The organism is Flavobacterium saccharophilum (assembly GCF_900142735.1).
In the GTDB taxonomy this organism is placed as follows: Bacteria; Bacteroidota; Bacteroidia; order Flavobacteriales; family Flavobacteriaceae; genus Flavobacterium; species Flavobacterium saccharophilum.
In genome coordinates, this window is record NZ_FRBY01000002.1 from 639753 (window position 1) to 655270 (window position 15518).

General features: G+C 32.8%; 14 protein-coding genes. 2 read left to right on the forward strand and 12 right to left on the reverse strand.

All coding sequences use genetic code 11. The features are described from left to right. Window positions 1-56: 56 nt before the first annotated feature. The 8 genes from fabV to BUA98_RS08280 form a co-directional block, all read right to left on the reverse strand. A complete protein-coding gene (gene fabV / locus BUA98_RS08245; protein WP_072971124.1) occupies window positions 57-1247 on the reverse strand; it encodes an enoyl-ACP reductase FabV in 1191 nt (396 codons plus the stop codon). A gap of 107 nt (window positions 1248-1354) precedes the next feature. Next, the gene (gene recN / locus BUA98_RS08250; protein ID WP_072971125.1) at window positions 1355-3007 is read right to left on the reverse strand and encodes a DNA repair protein RecN; all 1653 of its coding nucleotides are present in this window, start codon (window positions 3005-3007) and stop codon (window positions 1355-1357) included. A gap of 53 nt (window positions 3008-3060) precedes the next feature. Continuing rightward, window positions 3061-3945 (reverse strand): type IX secretion system protein PorD, encoded by an 885-nt coding sequence (gene porD / locus BUA98_RS08255; RefSeq protein ID WP_072971126.1) that lies wholly within the window; start codon window positions 3943-3945, stop codon window positions 3061-3063. A gap of 67 nt (window positions 3946-4012) precedes the next feature. Next, on the reverse strand, window positions 4013-5227 hold the full coding sequence (coaBC, locus tag BUA98_RS08260) for a bifunctional phosphopantothenoylcysteine decarboxylase/phosphopantothenate--cysteine ligase CoaBC (protein WP_072971127.1): 1215 nt from the start codon (window positions 5225-5227) through the stop codon (window positions 4013-4015). A 9-nt stretch (window positions 5228-5236) separates the two neighbouring features. Beyond that, the gene (locus tag BUA98_RS08265) at window positions 5237-5554 is read right to left on the reverse strand and encodes a DNA-directed RNA polymerase subunit omega (protein ID WP_007807938.1); all 318 of its coding nucleotides are present in this window, start codon (window positions 5552-5554) and stop codon (window positions 5237-5239) included. A gap of 8 nt (window positions 5555-5562) precedes the next feature. Next, window positions 5563-6357, reverse strand: coding sequence for an outer membrane protein assembly factor BamD (locus BUA98_RS08270; RefSeq protein ID WP_072971128.1), 795 nt, complete (start codon window positions 6355-6357; stop codon window positions 5563-5565). A gap of 130 nt (window positions 6358-6487) precedes the next feature. Beyond that, window positions 6488-7375: a 4-hydroxy-tetrahydrodipicolinate synthase gene (gene dapA / locus BUA98_RS08275; protein ID WP_072971129.1), complete on the reverse strand. Its 888-nt coding sequence runs from the start codon at window positions 7373-7375 to the stop codon at window positions 6488-6490. A 14-nt stretch (window positions 7376-7389) separates the two neighbouring features. Continuing rightward, window positions 7390-7902, reverse strand: a complete 513-nt coding sequence (locus BUA98_RS08280; RefSeq protein WP_072971130.1) for a DUF6913 domain-containing protein — start codon at window positions 7900-7902, stop codon at window positions 7390-7392. A gap of 46 nt (window positions 7903-7948) precedes the next feature. On the opposite strand from BUA98_RS08280, the gene BUA98_RS08285 reads away from it, so the two are divergent. Together BUA98_RS08285 and BUA98_RS08290 are read left to right on the forward strand one after the other, a co-directional pair. Then, window positions 7949-8728 carry a 5'-nucleotidase C-terminal domain-containing protein gene (locus tag BUA98_RS08285; RefSeq protein ID WP_072971131.1) on the forward strand — a complete coding sequence of 260 codons (780 nt, stop codon included), beginning with the start codon at window positions 7949-7951 and terminating at the stop codon, window positions 8726-8728. Between the two features lie 53 nt (window positions 8729-8781). Then, window positions 8782-9693 (forward strand): bifunctional metallophosphatase/5'-nucleotidase, encoded by a 912-nt coding sequence (locus BUA98_RS08290; protein ID WP_072971132.1) that lies wholly within the window; start codon window positions 8782-8784, stop codon window positions 9691-9693. Here BUA98_RS08290 and BUA98_RS08295 read toward each other — a convergent pair. From BUA98_RS08295 to BUA98_RS08310, 4 genes are all read right to left on the reverse strand, one after another. Continuing rightward, the gene (locus BUA98_RS08295) at window positions 9679-10374 is read right to left on the reverse strand and encodes a lysoplasmalogenase family protein (RefSeq protein ID WP_072971133.1); all 696 of its coding nucleotides are present in this window, start codon (window positions 10372-10374) and stop codon (window positions 9679-9681) included. The genes BUA98_RS08290 and BUA98_RS08295 overlap by 15 nt on opposite strands. Beyond that, on the reverse strand, window positions 10361-12367 hold the full coding sequence (gene ligA, locus BUA98_RS08300; RefSeq protein WP_072971134.1) for an NAD-dependent DNA ligase LigA: 2007 nt from the start codon (window positions 12365-12367) through the stop codon (window positions 10361-10363). Before ligA ends, BUA98_RS08295 begins: the two co-directional genes overlap by 14 nt. A gap of 246 nt (window positions 12368-12613) precedes the next feature. Next, complete coding sequence (locus BUA98_RS08305; RefSeq protein ID WP_072971135.1) at window positions 12614-14548, reverse strand: OmpA family protein; 1935 nt, start codon at window positions 14546-14548, stop codon at window positions 12614-12616. A gap of 11 nt (window positions 14549-14559) precedes the next feature. Next, window positions 14560-15492 (reverse strand): PorP/SprF family type IX secretion system membrane protein, encoded by a 933-nt coding sequence (locus BUA98_RS08310; RefSeq protein WP_072971136.1) that lies wholly within the window; start codon window positions 15490-15492, stop codon window positions 14560-14562. Between the last annotated feature and the right edge of the window lie 26 nt (window positions 15493-15518).

Consider the following 15518-nt stretch of genomic DNA (forward strand, 5'->3'; position numbering starts at 1 on the left):
CATAAAAAAACCACCAACTTTAGGTTGATGGTTTTTTATTTATAGTAAGTAAACTATTATTTGATGCTTTCAATATTTACAACTTCATTTGCTTCAGCTTTATAATCAACTCCTGCAAATTCAAATCCAAATAAGTTTAAGAAATCATTTCTATATCCTGCTAAATCTCCAATAGCTGGCAATGTTTCAGTTGTAGCTTCTTCCCAAAGTTTCGCCACTTTTGCCTGAACATCATCACGCATTTCCCAATCATCAATTCTAATTCTGCCTTTTTCATCAACAGGAACAGGTGATCCAGTATATAATCTATCTTGAAACAAACGTTGAATTTGCTCAATACAACCTTCATGTATTCCCTCTTCTTTCATAATTTTATATAAAAGAGAAATGTACAATGGAATTACCGGAATTGCAGAACTAGCCTGAGTTACCAAAGCTTTATTTACAGAAACATAAGCTTGTCCTCCAATTGATTTTAAACTATCTGTAATAGAGAAGGCTGTAGCCTCTAAATGATCTTTCGCACGCCCGATTGTACCTTTACGATAAACCGCTTCAGTTAGTGATGGCCCGATATAAGAATAAGCAACTGTTGTAGCACCTGGAGCCAATAAATTTTCGTCTTTTAAAGCATCCATCCACATAGCCCAATCTTCACCGCCCATTACAGCAACTGTATTTTCAATATCTTCTTCATTCGCCGGAGCAATAGAAACTTCAGTTACATTCCCAGTATGAAAATCTACCGTCTTATTTGTAAAAGTTTGTCCAATTGGCTTTAAAGTCGAGCGATGTAATACACCTGTGTTAGGGTTTGTTCGTACTGGTGAAGCCAAACTGTAAATAACCAAATCTACCTGACCTAAATCAGCTTTAATTAAATCTAATGTTTGTCTTTTTATTTCGTTTGAAAAAGCATCACCATTAATACTTTTTGCATATAGACCTGCTTTATGAGCTTCAGCTTCAAACGCTGCAGAATTATACCATCCTGGAGAAGCTGTTTTTCCTTCAACTGGTGGCTTTTCAAAAAACACTCCAATTGTAGCTGCATCAGAACCAAAGGCACTTGTAATTCTTGAAGCCAATCCGAAACCGGTTGAAGCACCAATAACTAATACCTTTTTAGCACCAGCAATTGCTCCTTTTGATTTTATATACTCAATTTGATTTTTAACATTTTGCTCGGCTCCTTTTGGGTGGGCTGTCAAGCAAATAAAGCCTCTCATTCTAGGTTCTATAATCATATTTTTATTGTTTATTCGTTCATTCGCTACTCATTAAAGTGAGGTAAATGATTCGCTTATTTACGTTTAGTGAATTAGTTTTAAGATGACAAATATAAAGTATTTCTTTAGTTCAACAAGGCTTTGGCATGATTTAAAGCCGAATCTGAGACAACTGCTCCCGATAACATCTGAGCAATTTCGATAACTCTTTCGTCCTGAGACAGAAGCTTTAATTCAGATTGTGTATCATCATCAACGGTTGACTTAAATACTTTGAAGTGTGAATCACCTTTTGCCGCTATTTGAGGTAAATGCGTAATGGCAAAAATCTGCATATTCCTGCTCATTTCTTTCATGATTTCCCCCATTCTGATGGCAATTTCTCCCGATACTCCTGTATCAATTTCGTCAAAAATTAAAGTTGGTAATTTTGAATATTGAGCTAAAATCGCTTTAACAGCCAACATAATACGTGACATCTCTCCTCCTGAAGCTACTTTCTTCAGTAAACCGAAATCGGTTCCTTTATTTGCTGAGAACAAAAATTGCAATTCGTCTTTTCCATTTTGGAAATAGGTTTCTGATGGCAAAAGCTCAATATTAAAACGAACATTTGGCATCCCTAAAGTTTCTAAAATCGAAATTAATTTACTTGATAAAACCGGAATTGCATTTGCTCTGTTTTGATGAATTAAAGCTGAAAAAGCATCCAATTCTTCTACTTTTTGCGCTATTGAATTGGTCAATAAAGCGATTTCTTCTTCTATATTTCCTAATTCAATAACAGCGTTTTCCAAATTGGTCTGAATTTGAAGTAATTCATCAACAGAAATCACCTGATGTTTTTTCTGCAAATTATAAATCAATTGCAATTTCTGATTTGTAAGCTCCAGTTTTTCAGGATCATTTAATAATTTCTCAGAAACATTCTGCATCTCTCTTGAAACATCATCAAATTCAATTGCTACACTTGCCACCCTTTCAAATAAATTTTGATATTCTACAGAAAATGGAGCTATTTTTTGAAGTGATGCTTTTATTTCATTTAAGTTATGAAAAACACCAAATTGCTCTTCATTTGCAATAACCAAAGACTTATCTATTGCTTCTTTTATAACTTCAACGTTATTTAGTTTTTCAAATTCAGCTTCGAGCTCTTCTTGCTCACCCGCTTTTAATTTAGCAGCAATTAATTCGTTCAGTAAAAAAGTATTGTATTCCTGCTCTTTTCCTGAATCACTTTGCTTTTTCAACAAAGCATTCAATTTTGTTTTATCTGACTTGTACCCTTTCAATAACTCTTGGTACGATGTAATCACATCAAAATTATCTGCAATAGCATCAATTATTTTAAACTGAACTGTTTCATCTGATAACTCCTGAGTTTGCTGTTGCGAATGAATATCAATCAAAAACAAACTCAAATCCTGCAATTCCTGAAGATTTACAGGGCTATCATTGATAAAAGCACGAGATTTTCCTGAAGGCAAAATTTCACGTCTTATAATAGTGTCATCTTCATAATCAAGATCATTTGCTTCAAAAAATTCTTTTAAATTATATTTAGAAATTTCAAACTGTGCCTCTATAATACATTTCTCCTCTTTATTTTTTAAAGAAGTTAAATCGGCTCTTTTTCCCAAAACCAATCCCAAAGCACCCAAAATAATAGATTTTCCGGCACCGGTTTCACCTGTAATTATAGAAAAGCCTTTTGAAAAATCTATTGATAATTTTTCAATCAGAGCATAGTTTTTAATTGACAGTGAAGTAATCATAGGATAAAAATGTAAATTATAAAAGTTTATGAAATAGTAAAATCGAAAATCATTTAATACTTAATTTGCGACCATTTAGTAGAATTAAGAGGCGATACTTTATTCAAGACATCAGACAAATCAGTTACTGTGATACTTGGACCACCTGAAAAGATAGAAACAATCTCATCCGATTTTGCATCAAAAAACACTCGGGTTAAAAAAGCATTTGGTTTAACCGAATTGAATTTCCCAATAAGTAATATTGAAGATTTAATTCTTTCTTTAGCACCTTTTAAATCGTCGCTCATTTTATCCAAACCACTATGATATAAAAAAGTAACCTGACGCAAATCACTATACATTGGCGAAATCATATCTGTTATTAAATAATAACGATTCTGAATTCCATCAGCTTGACTCCAACCCTTATATCCGCCTTGTTGCGCAACATTTGCAATGTTTTGGGCCGTTTCAAGATATTGATTTCCAGCTCCCATTTGAAACGAATCTGCATCCATACCTAAAATTAAATAACTATAAAAAGAAACGACAGATACTAAATTTGACTCGAAAGTGGTAGGATTAAACAACAATGGTTCATATTCTGTGTAACGAAAACTGAAATCCTTGTCGTTAAAATTGAATATAGGGGAAGAGTACGTTGAATTAAAAATTAATCTGGATGATTGTACCTGTATTGTTCCGGAAAACTGATCAGAATTATTTGATGATAACGTGATGTACATTGAACAATTGATACGTTCATTTTGTTTTAACAATGATCCTGTCCAATCTGTTTTGTTTACAAACTCAGACAAGGATGTCTGGAGCGTTTTAAATACCTGCTGATTAGGATTTGGCAGCCTTTCGGTATTAATAGTTACGGTACAATTTAGCTGTTGCGCTTGTGTAAAGCCAAAAATTAAAAATACTAAAAGAGTAACTATTTTTTTCATAGAAAAATACTATTTGCCTTGGCGTAAATATAAAAATACTGATACTTATTATGAGATCTTAAAACAATTATGACTTTGCAAAATGCGAAATCACCTTATTTAAAATATCAATTGCAACTGATTCTTTTGATTTTAATTCCATTGGCTCAATTTTAAAATCCTTATCAATAAAAGTAACTTTATTGGTTTCTTTTTTAAAACCTGCCCCTTCATCCTGTAAGGAATTAAGAACAATCAAATCTAAGTTTTTTTTCTGAATTTTCAGCTTAGCATTTTCAATTTCATTTTCAGTTTCCAAAGCAAATCCAATTAAAAACTGATCTTTTTTAATTACTCCCAATGATGCTAAAATGTCTTTCGTTTTTTCCAGCTCAATCGAGAAATCATCTGCAGCTTTTTTAATTTTCTGAGAAGCAACAACTTTAGGCTTATAATCTGCAACTGCTGCTGCCGCAATAGCAACATCAACCTGATTATAATAAATATGGCATGCGTCGTACATTTCCTGGGCCGAAACCACATTTATAACTTCAACCAAATTATTTTTTGCTTTAAAATGGGTTGGACCCGCAACTAAAATTACTTGCGCACCTAATTTCGCTGCTTCATTAGCAATATCAAAACCCATTTTCCCTGAGGAATGGTTTCCAATAAAACGCACAGGATCTATCGCTTCGTATGTTGGTCCAGCCGTAATAAGTATTTTTTTCCCTTTAAGCGGCAATTTACTTTCTAAATCGGCTTCAAGAAAAGCAATAATATTTTCGGGTTCAGCCATTCTTCCTTCTCCTGACAAACCGCTGGCAAGCTCACCACTTTCTGCAGGAATCATTACATTTCCAAACTGTTTCAAGGCAGCAAAACTAGATAAAGTTGAAGGATGTTTATACATATCCAAATCCATTGCCGGAGCAAAATAGACAGGACATTTAGCCGATAAATAAGTTGCAATAAGAAGATTATTACAGTTTCCTGTAGCCATCTTAGATAAAGTATTAGCCGTTGCCGGAGCAATTAACATTAAATCAGCCCAAAGACCTAATTCAACATGATTGTTCCAAACTGCATCTTCATCATCCTGATTAAAAAAAGTAGAGTGAACAGGATTTTTTGATAACGTAGATAACGTAAGTGGAGTTACAAAATCCTTAGAAGCAGGTGTCATTATCACTTGGACATGTGCACCTGCTTTTATAAAGAGTCGTACTAATGATGCTGTTTTATAGGCTGCAATTCCACCAGAAACTCCCAGTAAAATTTTCTTCCCGTTTAAAACTGACATTATACTATATTATTTGTTTGAACCTCTGTGGTAAGTTTTTCCGTCTAACCATTCCTGAACAGCTAAAGCGTGTGGTTTTGGTAATTTTTCGTAAAATTTAGAAACTTCAATTTGTTCTTTATTTTCAAAAACTTCTTCAAGACTGTCATTATAAGTAGCAAACTCTTCTAATTTCTCAGTTAATTCTTTTTTGATTTCAGAATTAATTTGATTTGCTCTTTTAGCCATAATGGTAATTGCTTCATACACATTTCCTGTTGGCTCTTCAATAACAGTTTTATTATATGTTATTGTATTTACAGGAGCATTCGTCTTTTTTAAATCCATGACTTTATTTATTTAGTAAATTTTTGTAAATCTGTTTCAACTCTGGCATACATTTCGTCTGCCTCTTTTTTATATTTTGTATCGCTTTTGTACTTCAATAAGTTGTTATAGGCAACTTTAGCAACATTTAAACGTTCTTCCATTTTTGATGGAATACTATTTATTGCCAATTTGTATGCCGAATCGTATTTGTAGAACAATGCATCTTCTTTTAAAGGTGTCCCCGGAAAATCAGCGATAAAATTATCAAAAGCTATTAATGCAGATTTGTAATCTGAAATAGTATTATATCCTTTAGCATTTTCGTACGCTTTTTTCTCCAATTTACCATTCAAAATTTTCACTGCCTCGTTAGCCTGAGCAATGTATTCTGAATTTGGGTAATTATCAATAAACGCTTGTAATTTTTCTAAAGCTTTTACTGTATCACTTTGGTCTAAACTATAAACCGGCGCTAATTTTGAATAACTATAAGCTCCTAAAAATGCAGCTTCCTGTACTTTTTCACTACGAGGATAACCTGAAACAAAACTTTCGAACTGATAACCAGCTAAATAATACTGTTTTGTTTTGTAGTAAGATTGTGAAAACATATAAAAAAGCTTTTCAGCCTGAGGTTTACCTCTATATGTTGGTGCTAATTGTTCAAAAAGGCGAATCGCTTTTGAATATTTTCCAGCATCATACATCTTTGTTGCCACATCAAATTTAGCTGCAACATCTTCATTTTTCAAAGCTTTTTGGTAATCACTACAAGAACAAAAAAGGACAACAACAATTAATAGAGATACTATTTTTTTCATTTTCTTACTTTTATTATGATTTCTTAGACAATTATGCCAAAGCAAAATCACACCGAAGTTCCGGTGGCAAATTTAGTTATTAATTTAGCTACTACAAAATATTTTTTGGTATAATAAAATACCGGCAACCTTACTCTAATTTAATGCTGCTTTTAACAAATTTATTTAATCTTTCTGCCAATGAATCATCAACTGCCACCAAAGGCAAACGCACTGTGTTATCAGCAATACCAAGGGCTTGAAACACTTGTTTGATTCCAGCTGGGTTTCCTTGTTCAAAAATCATATCAATACAATCTGATAAAAAGTACTGCGTTTTAAAAGCTTCATTTACTTTTTTATTCAGCCCCAAACGAATCATTTCTGAAAATTCTTTAGGAAATCCCTGTCCAATAACTGAGATTACCCCAGCTCCACCAGCTAAAACAATTGGTAAAGCGATCATGTCATCGCCAGAAATTACAAGAAAATCTTTTGGTGCATTTTTTATTAGTTGCATAGCCTGAGCCATATCGCCGGCAGCTTCTTTTATTGCTACAACATTACTAAAATCATTTGCCAGACGAACTACCGTTGCAGGCAACATATTGCTAGATGTTCTCCCGGGAACATTGTATAAAATTACCGGAATTGGTGAAGCTTCTGCAATAGCTTTAAAATGCTGATAAATTCCCTCCTGCGTTGGTTTATTATAATATGGAGAAACTGAAAGAATAGCCTCAAAAGCAGAGAAATCTCCGGTCTTTAATTCCTCAACAATCTGCATTGTATTATTACCACCAACACCAAGAACTAAAGGCAATCTTCCTTTGTTGGTATCAATTACTGTTTTTACAACTAATTCTTTTTCGGCTTGTGTCAAGGTCGCATTTTCAGCTGTTGTTCCCATAACAACAAGATATTCAACTCCTCCATCAATCGAAAAATTAACGATGCGCTGCAAAGCTTCGATATCAACTGAAAAGTCTTTTTTAAATGGAGTTACAAGCGCAACACCAGTTCCTATTAATGATTGCATATTCTATTTATAATTTATTTTATACTTTTTAAATACTTAAACAATTCGGAAACGAATAGTTTATAATTTTCCATTTCGGTATCAATCATCCATCGATTTAATGTCTTATCGACCGAAGAAAATCCTACCTTAAACTTCGCTTTTGATTTACTTGTTGTCATCATTAAAATCGGTTTTTCGATTTCATAGTAACTAATCAAAAGGTCAAATTCTGAATCAGTAAATTCACTTAGAAATTCTTCAGTAAACTCTCCCTTCCAATTGATGTGTTTTTTACAAAAAGTAGGTCGCGAATATGCTTTTTTCTTTTTTAATTTACCTCTATATGCAACGATTTTTATGTTTTCAAAGACAATCCCTTGTAGGATCAGTTCTTTTACCAGTTCCTTTGAATGACGAAATTCACTTTCATCTATCAACAAACCAATCGTTTGCACATTACTAGTAAACACTTCGTTTTTTACAATATGCAGGTTATTTTTTAATGATTTTTTTACAAAAAATTCCTTTATATAATTTAAAAACATAGTATTTTTACCAATTACAAAATTAATTATTTAAGTCGCATTTAAGATGGTAAAACTAAAAAAGTATAACGGATTTTTAAAACTTTTTGTTATATTCTTAACACTTTTTTTCATATTTTCCTGCAGTCAGAAAAATTATAACCTGACGAAGATAGAAGGAAAACAGCTTCCGGTAACAGAAAAAGCAAATGAAACTCCTGAAATTGAAAATTTCATCAAACCCTATCGTGATCATATTAATAAAGATTTAGACAGTATTTTAGCGTATTGCCCTGAAACTTTAGATAAAAGCACCGGGAAATGGCAAACTACTATTGGGAGTTTAATGGCTGATGTTTGTTTACAAAGAGGAAATTTAGTATTTAAGACACGTGAGAAAAAAGACATCGATTTATGTTTATTGAATCACGGAGGAATCCGTGCTATATTACCAAAAGGAAATGTAACTACAAGAACAGCATATGAAATTATGCCTTTTGAAAACAGTTTGATTGTTCTTGCATTAAGTGGTAATCAAATTCTTGAAATTGCGAGCTATATTATTAAGGAGAAAAAACCTCAACCTCTAGCCGGAATGACTTTTACGATATCAAAAGAAAATACAGCTAAAAACATTCTGATTCAGGGAAAACCTGTCGATGTTAGTAAAACCTATTATGTGGTTACGAATGATTATTTGGCTAATGGTGGAGACAACATGAATTTCTTCTTAAAAGCATCTGCTAAATTTGACCTGAATTACAAAATCAGAAACGTCTTAATTGACTATTTTAAAGAAGTTGATACTATTCCGGTTAAAAACGATGTTCGAATTACAGTCGAATAAAACATTACGAGATCAAAATTAAAATTACTGCGCTTACGCAAAAAAAATATACAATGAAAAGAAGAGAATTTATCGAGAAAACAGCCGCAAGTACTGCCCTATTAAGTTTAGGCTTATCATTAAGCAGTTTTGAAAGTAACGATATTAAACACTTAACTGTTTTGCATACTAATGATGTTCATAGCCATATTGACCCTTTTCCGGCTGATGATCCACGTAATGCAAATAAAGGTGGCGTGTCTCGAAGAGCGGCCCTTATAGAAACAATCCGAAAGGAAAATCCAAATGTACTTTTGTTAGATGCAGGTGATATTTTTCAAGGGACTCCTTATTTTAATTATTATGGAGGCGAACTTGAGTTTAAGTTGATGAGTATGATGAAATACGATGCGTCAACCATAGGAAATCATGATTTCGACAATGGTCTTGATGGTTTGTATGCACAAATGCCTCACGCAACTTTTGAATTTATCAATTCTAACTATGATTTTAAAAATACCGTAATGAACGGACTGGTAAAACCTTATAAAATCTTCAATAAAAACGGAATTAAAGTTGGCGTTTTTGGATTAGGAATTGAGCTTAATGGTTTGGTTGACAAGAAAATGTACAAAGAAACTGTATATAATGATCCGGTGGAAATTGCACAAGATATGACGCAAAAACTAAAAAAGGAAGAAAAATGTGATCTGATTGTTTGTCTTTCCCACTTAGGCTATAATTACAAAAATGACGAATCTAAAATTTGTGATTTGAAATTGGCTGAATTAACACAAGATATTGATTTAATTATTGGTGGACATACGCATACATTTCTTGACAAACCAACTATTGTAAAAAATAAAGCCGGCGAAAATGTATTAGTAAATCAGGTAGGTTGTTACGGAATAAACTTAGGTCGTATCGATTTTTATTTTGATAAAAATAAAGCTCACACCAATCAGGGAAAATCAATCATTGTATAATACTTTTCTTTGCCCTTTTGATCTTTCGAGAAAATATTCAACCATAAAATAGTAGGCCAAAATTTGTGTTATATCACGAATTAAAACGAGAACGACAGAGTGGGAAAAGTATTCATTGAAAATATAGAATATATCTGAAAATATATAACAAACTGCCATTAAGGACATGATTAAGGCAATGTGCGTACCTTTTGTAATATAACGTACAAAACAGAAATAACTCATAATACTAAGAACGATACCATAAAAAGTATAAAGTGCGTTATACTTTTTCATATTATCTGATTGCAGACTTAATACAGAAACGAGTAAATAAACGATAAAGATGACCACTATTGAGACTGGTAAAATGTCTTTCTTACTTAACTTAACTTTCTCGCGCTCTACTATAAAAATTTTCAAGAGAAGCAGATAAACTATCAAAAAACTTAAAACTGCACCAATTTCAGAAACCTCAACATCCATCAAATCAAATACCTGACCTACAAAGCAAAATAGAAATATAAAAGCTTCTGTTTTTCCTACTTTAGATTCGTTGCTGATAAAAAAATAAAAAAATATTGCTGGCAATACTATAGCTTTTGCATAGATTGCCAGAAAATCCTGCTCTGCCCAGTCAAAAATAATGGTCAGCAGCAACGCCATAAAATACAAAATCAACGACGGTTTATTCGCTTTCATTCAGTTTAGTTATAAAATCTTCCTCAGACAATATCGGAATATTTAATTTATTCGCTTTTTCTAATTTAGCAGGTCCCATATTATCTCCCGTGACTACAAAATCAGTTTTTGCAGAAATGGAGCTACCAACTTTTCCTCCATTATCTTCGATTGTTTTCTTTAATTCATCTCTCGAAAACTGAGCAAAAACCCCTGAAACAACAAAAGTTTTTCCGATGAATTTTTCTGTTGCATTGGGATTTATTTTTTCTACTATTTCAAATTGAACTCCATAACTTTTTAGGCGTTCAATTATTTTTTGATTTTCTTCATTTTCAAAAAACTCAATTACACTTCTTGCAATTCGTTCTCCAATTTCATCAACTAAAATTAGTTCCATTAAAGAAGCCTTCCTTAGTGCATCAATGTTTTTATAATGCTTCGCTAGTTTCTTAGCAACCGTTTCACCAACAAAACGAATTCCGAGTGCAAACAAAACACTTTCGAAAGGAATCTCTTTTGATTTCTCAACTCCATTTACCAGGTTTTCAGCTGATTTTTGCGCCATCCTTTCTAAAGGTAAGATATCATCAACCTTTAACTCGTATAAATCAGCATAATTATGAACCAATCCGTTATTGAATAATAATGCAACCGTTTCGCCACCAAGACCTTCAATATCCATTGCTTTTCTTGAAATATAATGTTGAATTCGGCCAATAATCTGGGGAGGACATCCGTAGAAATTCGGACAATAATGGTTTGCTTCACCTTCTGAACGAACCAATTCTGTCTGGCATTCCGGACAATGGGTTATATATTCTGTTTTTACTGAATTTTCAGGACGTTGTTCTAAATCGACAGCAATAATTTTTGGAATAATCTCTCCTCCTTTTTCAACAAAAACAGTATCATTTATTCTTATATCTAATTTCTCAATTTGATCTGCATTGTGCAAGGAAGCTCTTTTTACAATAGTTCCTGCCAATTGTACCGGTTCCAGATTTGCAACCGGAGTAATTGCTCCCGTACGTCCTACCTGATATGAAATTGATTTTAATTTAGTCGAAACCTGTTCTGACTTAAATTTATAGGCAATAGCCCAACGTGGTGATTTTGCAGTATATCCTAATTCTTGCTGATGCTGAATGCTGTTTACTTTAATAACTACTCCATCAGTTTCATACGGTAATTTATGGCGATGAATATCCCAATAATCTATAAAGTCAAAAACTTCATGCATATTACTAACAAGCTTGGCTTCGTTTGGAACCTTAAATCCCCAATTCCTTGCAGATTCCAGTCCTTCAATTTGAGAAGAAAAAGGCAAATTACTACTCGTTACCGAATATAATAAACATTCTAACGGGCGTTTTGCAACCTCAGCACTGTCTTGCAATTTTAAACTTCCTGAAGCTGTATTTCTAGGATTTGAATAAGGCGTTTCTCCAATTTCAATTAATTCCTGATTCATTTTTTCGAAACCTTTTAAAGGCAAAATAATTTCACCACGGATATCGAATTTGTCCGGATAATTTCCTTTTAGTTTTAACGGAATCGATTTTATCGTTTTGATATTATTTGTAACCTCATCTCCCTGAAAACCATCTCCTCTGGTTAATGCCTGAGTTAATTTTCCGTTTTCATAAGTAATACTAATAGAAGCACCGTCATATTTTAACTCGCAGGTGTACTCTAATTTAACATTCCCTAAAACTCTCTGAATTCGGTTTTCCCAATCTAATAAATCTTCTTTGGAATAGGAATTATCCAAAGAATACATGCGATATTGATGAGCAATAGTTTTGAAATTTTTGGTAACAGTTCCACCAACACGTTGTGTAGGCGAATGTTCATCAAAAAATTCTGGATTCTTTTCTTCCAGATCCTGAAGCTGCTTTAATTTAATATCAAAATCATAATCTGAAATTGTGGCATTATCTAACACATAATAATTGTAGTTGTGCTGATTAAGTTCTTCTCGTAAAGCCTGAATTGTTTCTTGAATACTCATAAAATATTAAAATGATGCGGATTGTAATGTTGAATAACTGAATATCAAAATTAGAATTATTTTCGCTGAAAAACATCAAAAAACAAAAGTTTTAAAAAATCAAAAATCAAGTTGCAAAAAGATGCAACTTGATTTTCTTCTTGTCCATTATTCTTAAAAAAGAATTAAACAAAACCAACTTCCAAATGGTTTCTTCGTTTTATACTTTATCACTGATTATCAAATAATTAGATCGTAAATATAAAACTATTTTTGGATAATGATAAAATCAGAACGTCTATTTAACAAATGCTCTTCTTCTGTACATTTTACTCCATTTTTACATTTATTAATCAATCGGCTTTCCCCATAACCAATTGCGCTTTCAATTCTGGATGGATCAATATCCTGTGAAACAATATAGTCTCGGGTTGACTTAGCCCTGTTATCAGAGAGTTTCAGGTTATATGCATCTTTTCCGCGCGAATCGGTATGCGATTCAATTTTGATTCTAATATTTGGAAATTTTTTCATTATAAAAACCACTTTTGTTAGCTCTTCAATTGCAAGTGGAGTGATATCATATTTATCGTAATCAAAGTAAATTGGGTTAACATCTACTTTTTCAACTCCTTTTTTCTTAACCACTAAGTCATCGTAGTTACTCAATTCAAAATTAACATCTTTGATCTCCCCTCCATTTTCGTTCGTAGTTTCTACTGTTTTATCATCGCTGCTATAATTTGGTTTTGCTGCGATCATTTTAACTAATTTTCCACACGGAACTTCAATGGCATATTTCCCTTCATAATTCGTTTTGGTTTCCCCAAGAACATCACTATAAGAATTATAAGCCATTATAGAAACATCAGCAAGTGGTAATTTTGTTTTGCGGTCTATTGCCATACCGGAGATGCTTTGGCTGCAAACAGGTTTTCCTTTGGTAAAGGAATAAATATCATCATCTCCTTTTCCTTCTGCTCTGTTTGAAGATACATAACCATAATTTTCCTGACTGTCAATTATGAAAGCAAAATCATCTTTATTACTATTAACTGGAGGACCTAAGTTTACCGGAATTGAGAAACTACCATCGGCTAAAAGTGAACTTTCGTACACATCCAAATCGCCGTAACCATAATGTCCATCAGAAGAAAAATACAGTTTTCCGTTACGGAAATATGGAAAAAGATCATTACCAATTGTATTAATCTTTGATCCAAGGTTAACAGGAGAACTCATCGTTCCGTCTGCAGCAATTTTTACGTAATATAAATCGGTTTCTCCAATACCTCCCGGCATATCTGATGCAAAGAAAAGCCATTGTCCGTCTTCGCTTAAAGAAGGATGCCCAACAGAATAATCATCACTATCAAAGAAAACCTTTTGAGGATTCTCTAATTTGTTATTTACAATATTGCCTTTGATAATTTGAAAATTATTCGTTTTGGTTTCATCAATAACCAATTTATTCTTTTTAACGATGTTTGTCGAATAATAAATTGTTTTTCCCGTTGAATCAAAAGAAGCGGTTGCTTCATGATACTTGGTCATTACATTTGGAAGGAATACTGTTTCATTAAACAAACTTCCATCGGCAGGATTTCTTTCAGCAGTATACAAATTCAAAAAAGGCTGATTGTTCCAGGTATATAATTTTTCGCTAAACTTCGTTGTATCCCTTGCAGAAGTAAAGACAACCCTATCCTGAAAAAAAGTAGCACCAAAATCAGATTTACTTGTATTAATATCCAGATTTTTAATTGTATAAAGAGATTTCGCTTTAGATAAACTATCCATTTGCTTTTTTTGAGCAACATATTTATTTATTTCGTTCTGATCTCCTTTTTTAGAAAGATATTCTTTTGTCATTTTATCTGCTTCATCATAATCCATAACCCCTTTTAAGGACTGAATATAACGCAGATAGTAGATGTCTGTCAAATTATTACCTTGTACCTCGTATAATTTTTTGTACCATTTTAAAGCATTTCTGGCATCTGAAATAAAATAATACGAGTCGGCGGCATTCTTTAACGTTTGTGCTGTAGGGCTTTTAATACTCTGTAAAATTTCTTCGTAGGCTTTTGAAGCATCTGCGTAAGCATAATTTCTAAACAGAGCATCTGCCTTTTTTAAATTAGTCTGAGCAAAACTAAACGTAAAACTCAAAACTAAACTTAGGATATATAATTTTTTCATAGGTTTTACTTTTAGAAGAAGCGAGGAGATTTGATTTTACTTTCTTTTTTGTTAAACTGATAACGCAAAATAATTTCATGCGACCCATCATTGTACTTATTCAGCTCGCTAACGGTGTAATCAAATGCATATCCGATATAAAAACTTTTAGATATTTGAAAACCTGCCAGAATGCTTATAGAATCGTCTGTTCTATAAGAACCACCTATCACAAATTTTTCAGCAATCATAAAATTCGCCGAAATATCAGCAGTTAATGGTGCTCCACTTACTGCCTTTACTAAAAATGCGGGTTTGAATTTTAAATTTGGATTTAAATCAAAAACGTAGCCTCCCATTAGGTAATAATGCAAACGATCATAGTTTACCGATTCCTGAATATCATCGTAATAATTACTCTGAATAAAACTCGGAACCGAAAGTCCTACATACCATCTGTCAGTATAATAATAAACTCCCGCCCCAACGGCTAATTTTGCCTGATTGTCAATGTTCTGATTTAGCAAAACATCATTTGGATCGTAATATCTCCCTTTTGACCAGTCCACATTTAACATTCTCATACCTGCTTTAAGACCAAATGCTAATCTTTTTTCATATCCAAGAGGAATAGAATAGGCAAAATTTCCATCAATGTATAATTCGTTTGATGGACCAATTTTATCATTAACAATACTTAACCCAAGACCTATTTGCTCATTTCGAAGCGGTGATTGAATAGTGAATGATTGCGTCTCTGGTGCTCCATCAATTCCAATCCATTGTGAGCGATATAAAAGAGCTGCTTCTAAAGTGCCGGTAGACCCAGCATAAGCTGGATTTACCGCCATAGTGTTGTACATATATTGTGTGTACTCCGGATCTTGCTGTGCACTGACGCAAACCGAGATAAAAGAACATATTATGATGAAATACGTTTCTAATGATTTTATATATAGTTTCATAACGATACTTATTTAGTTTAATTAAT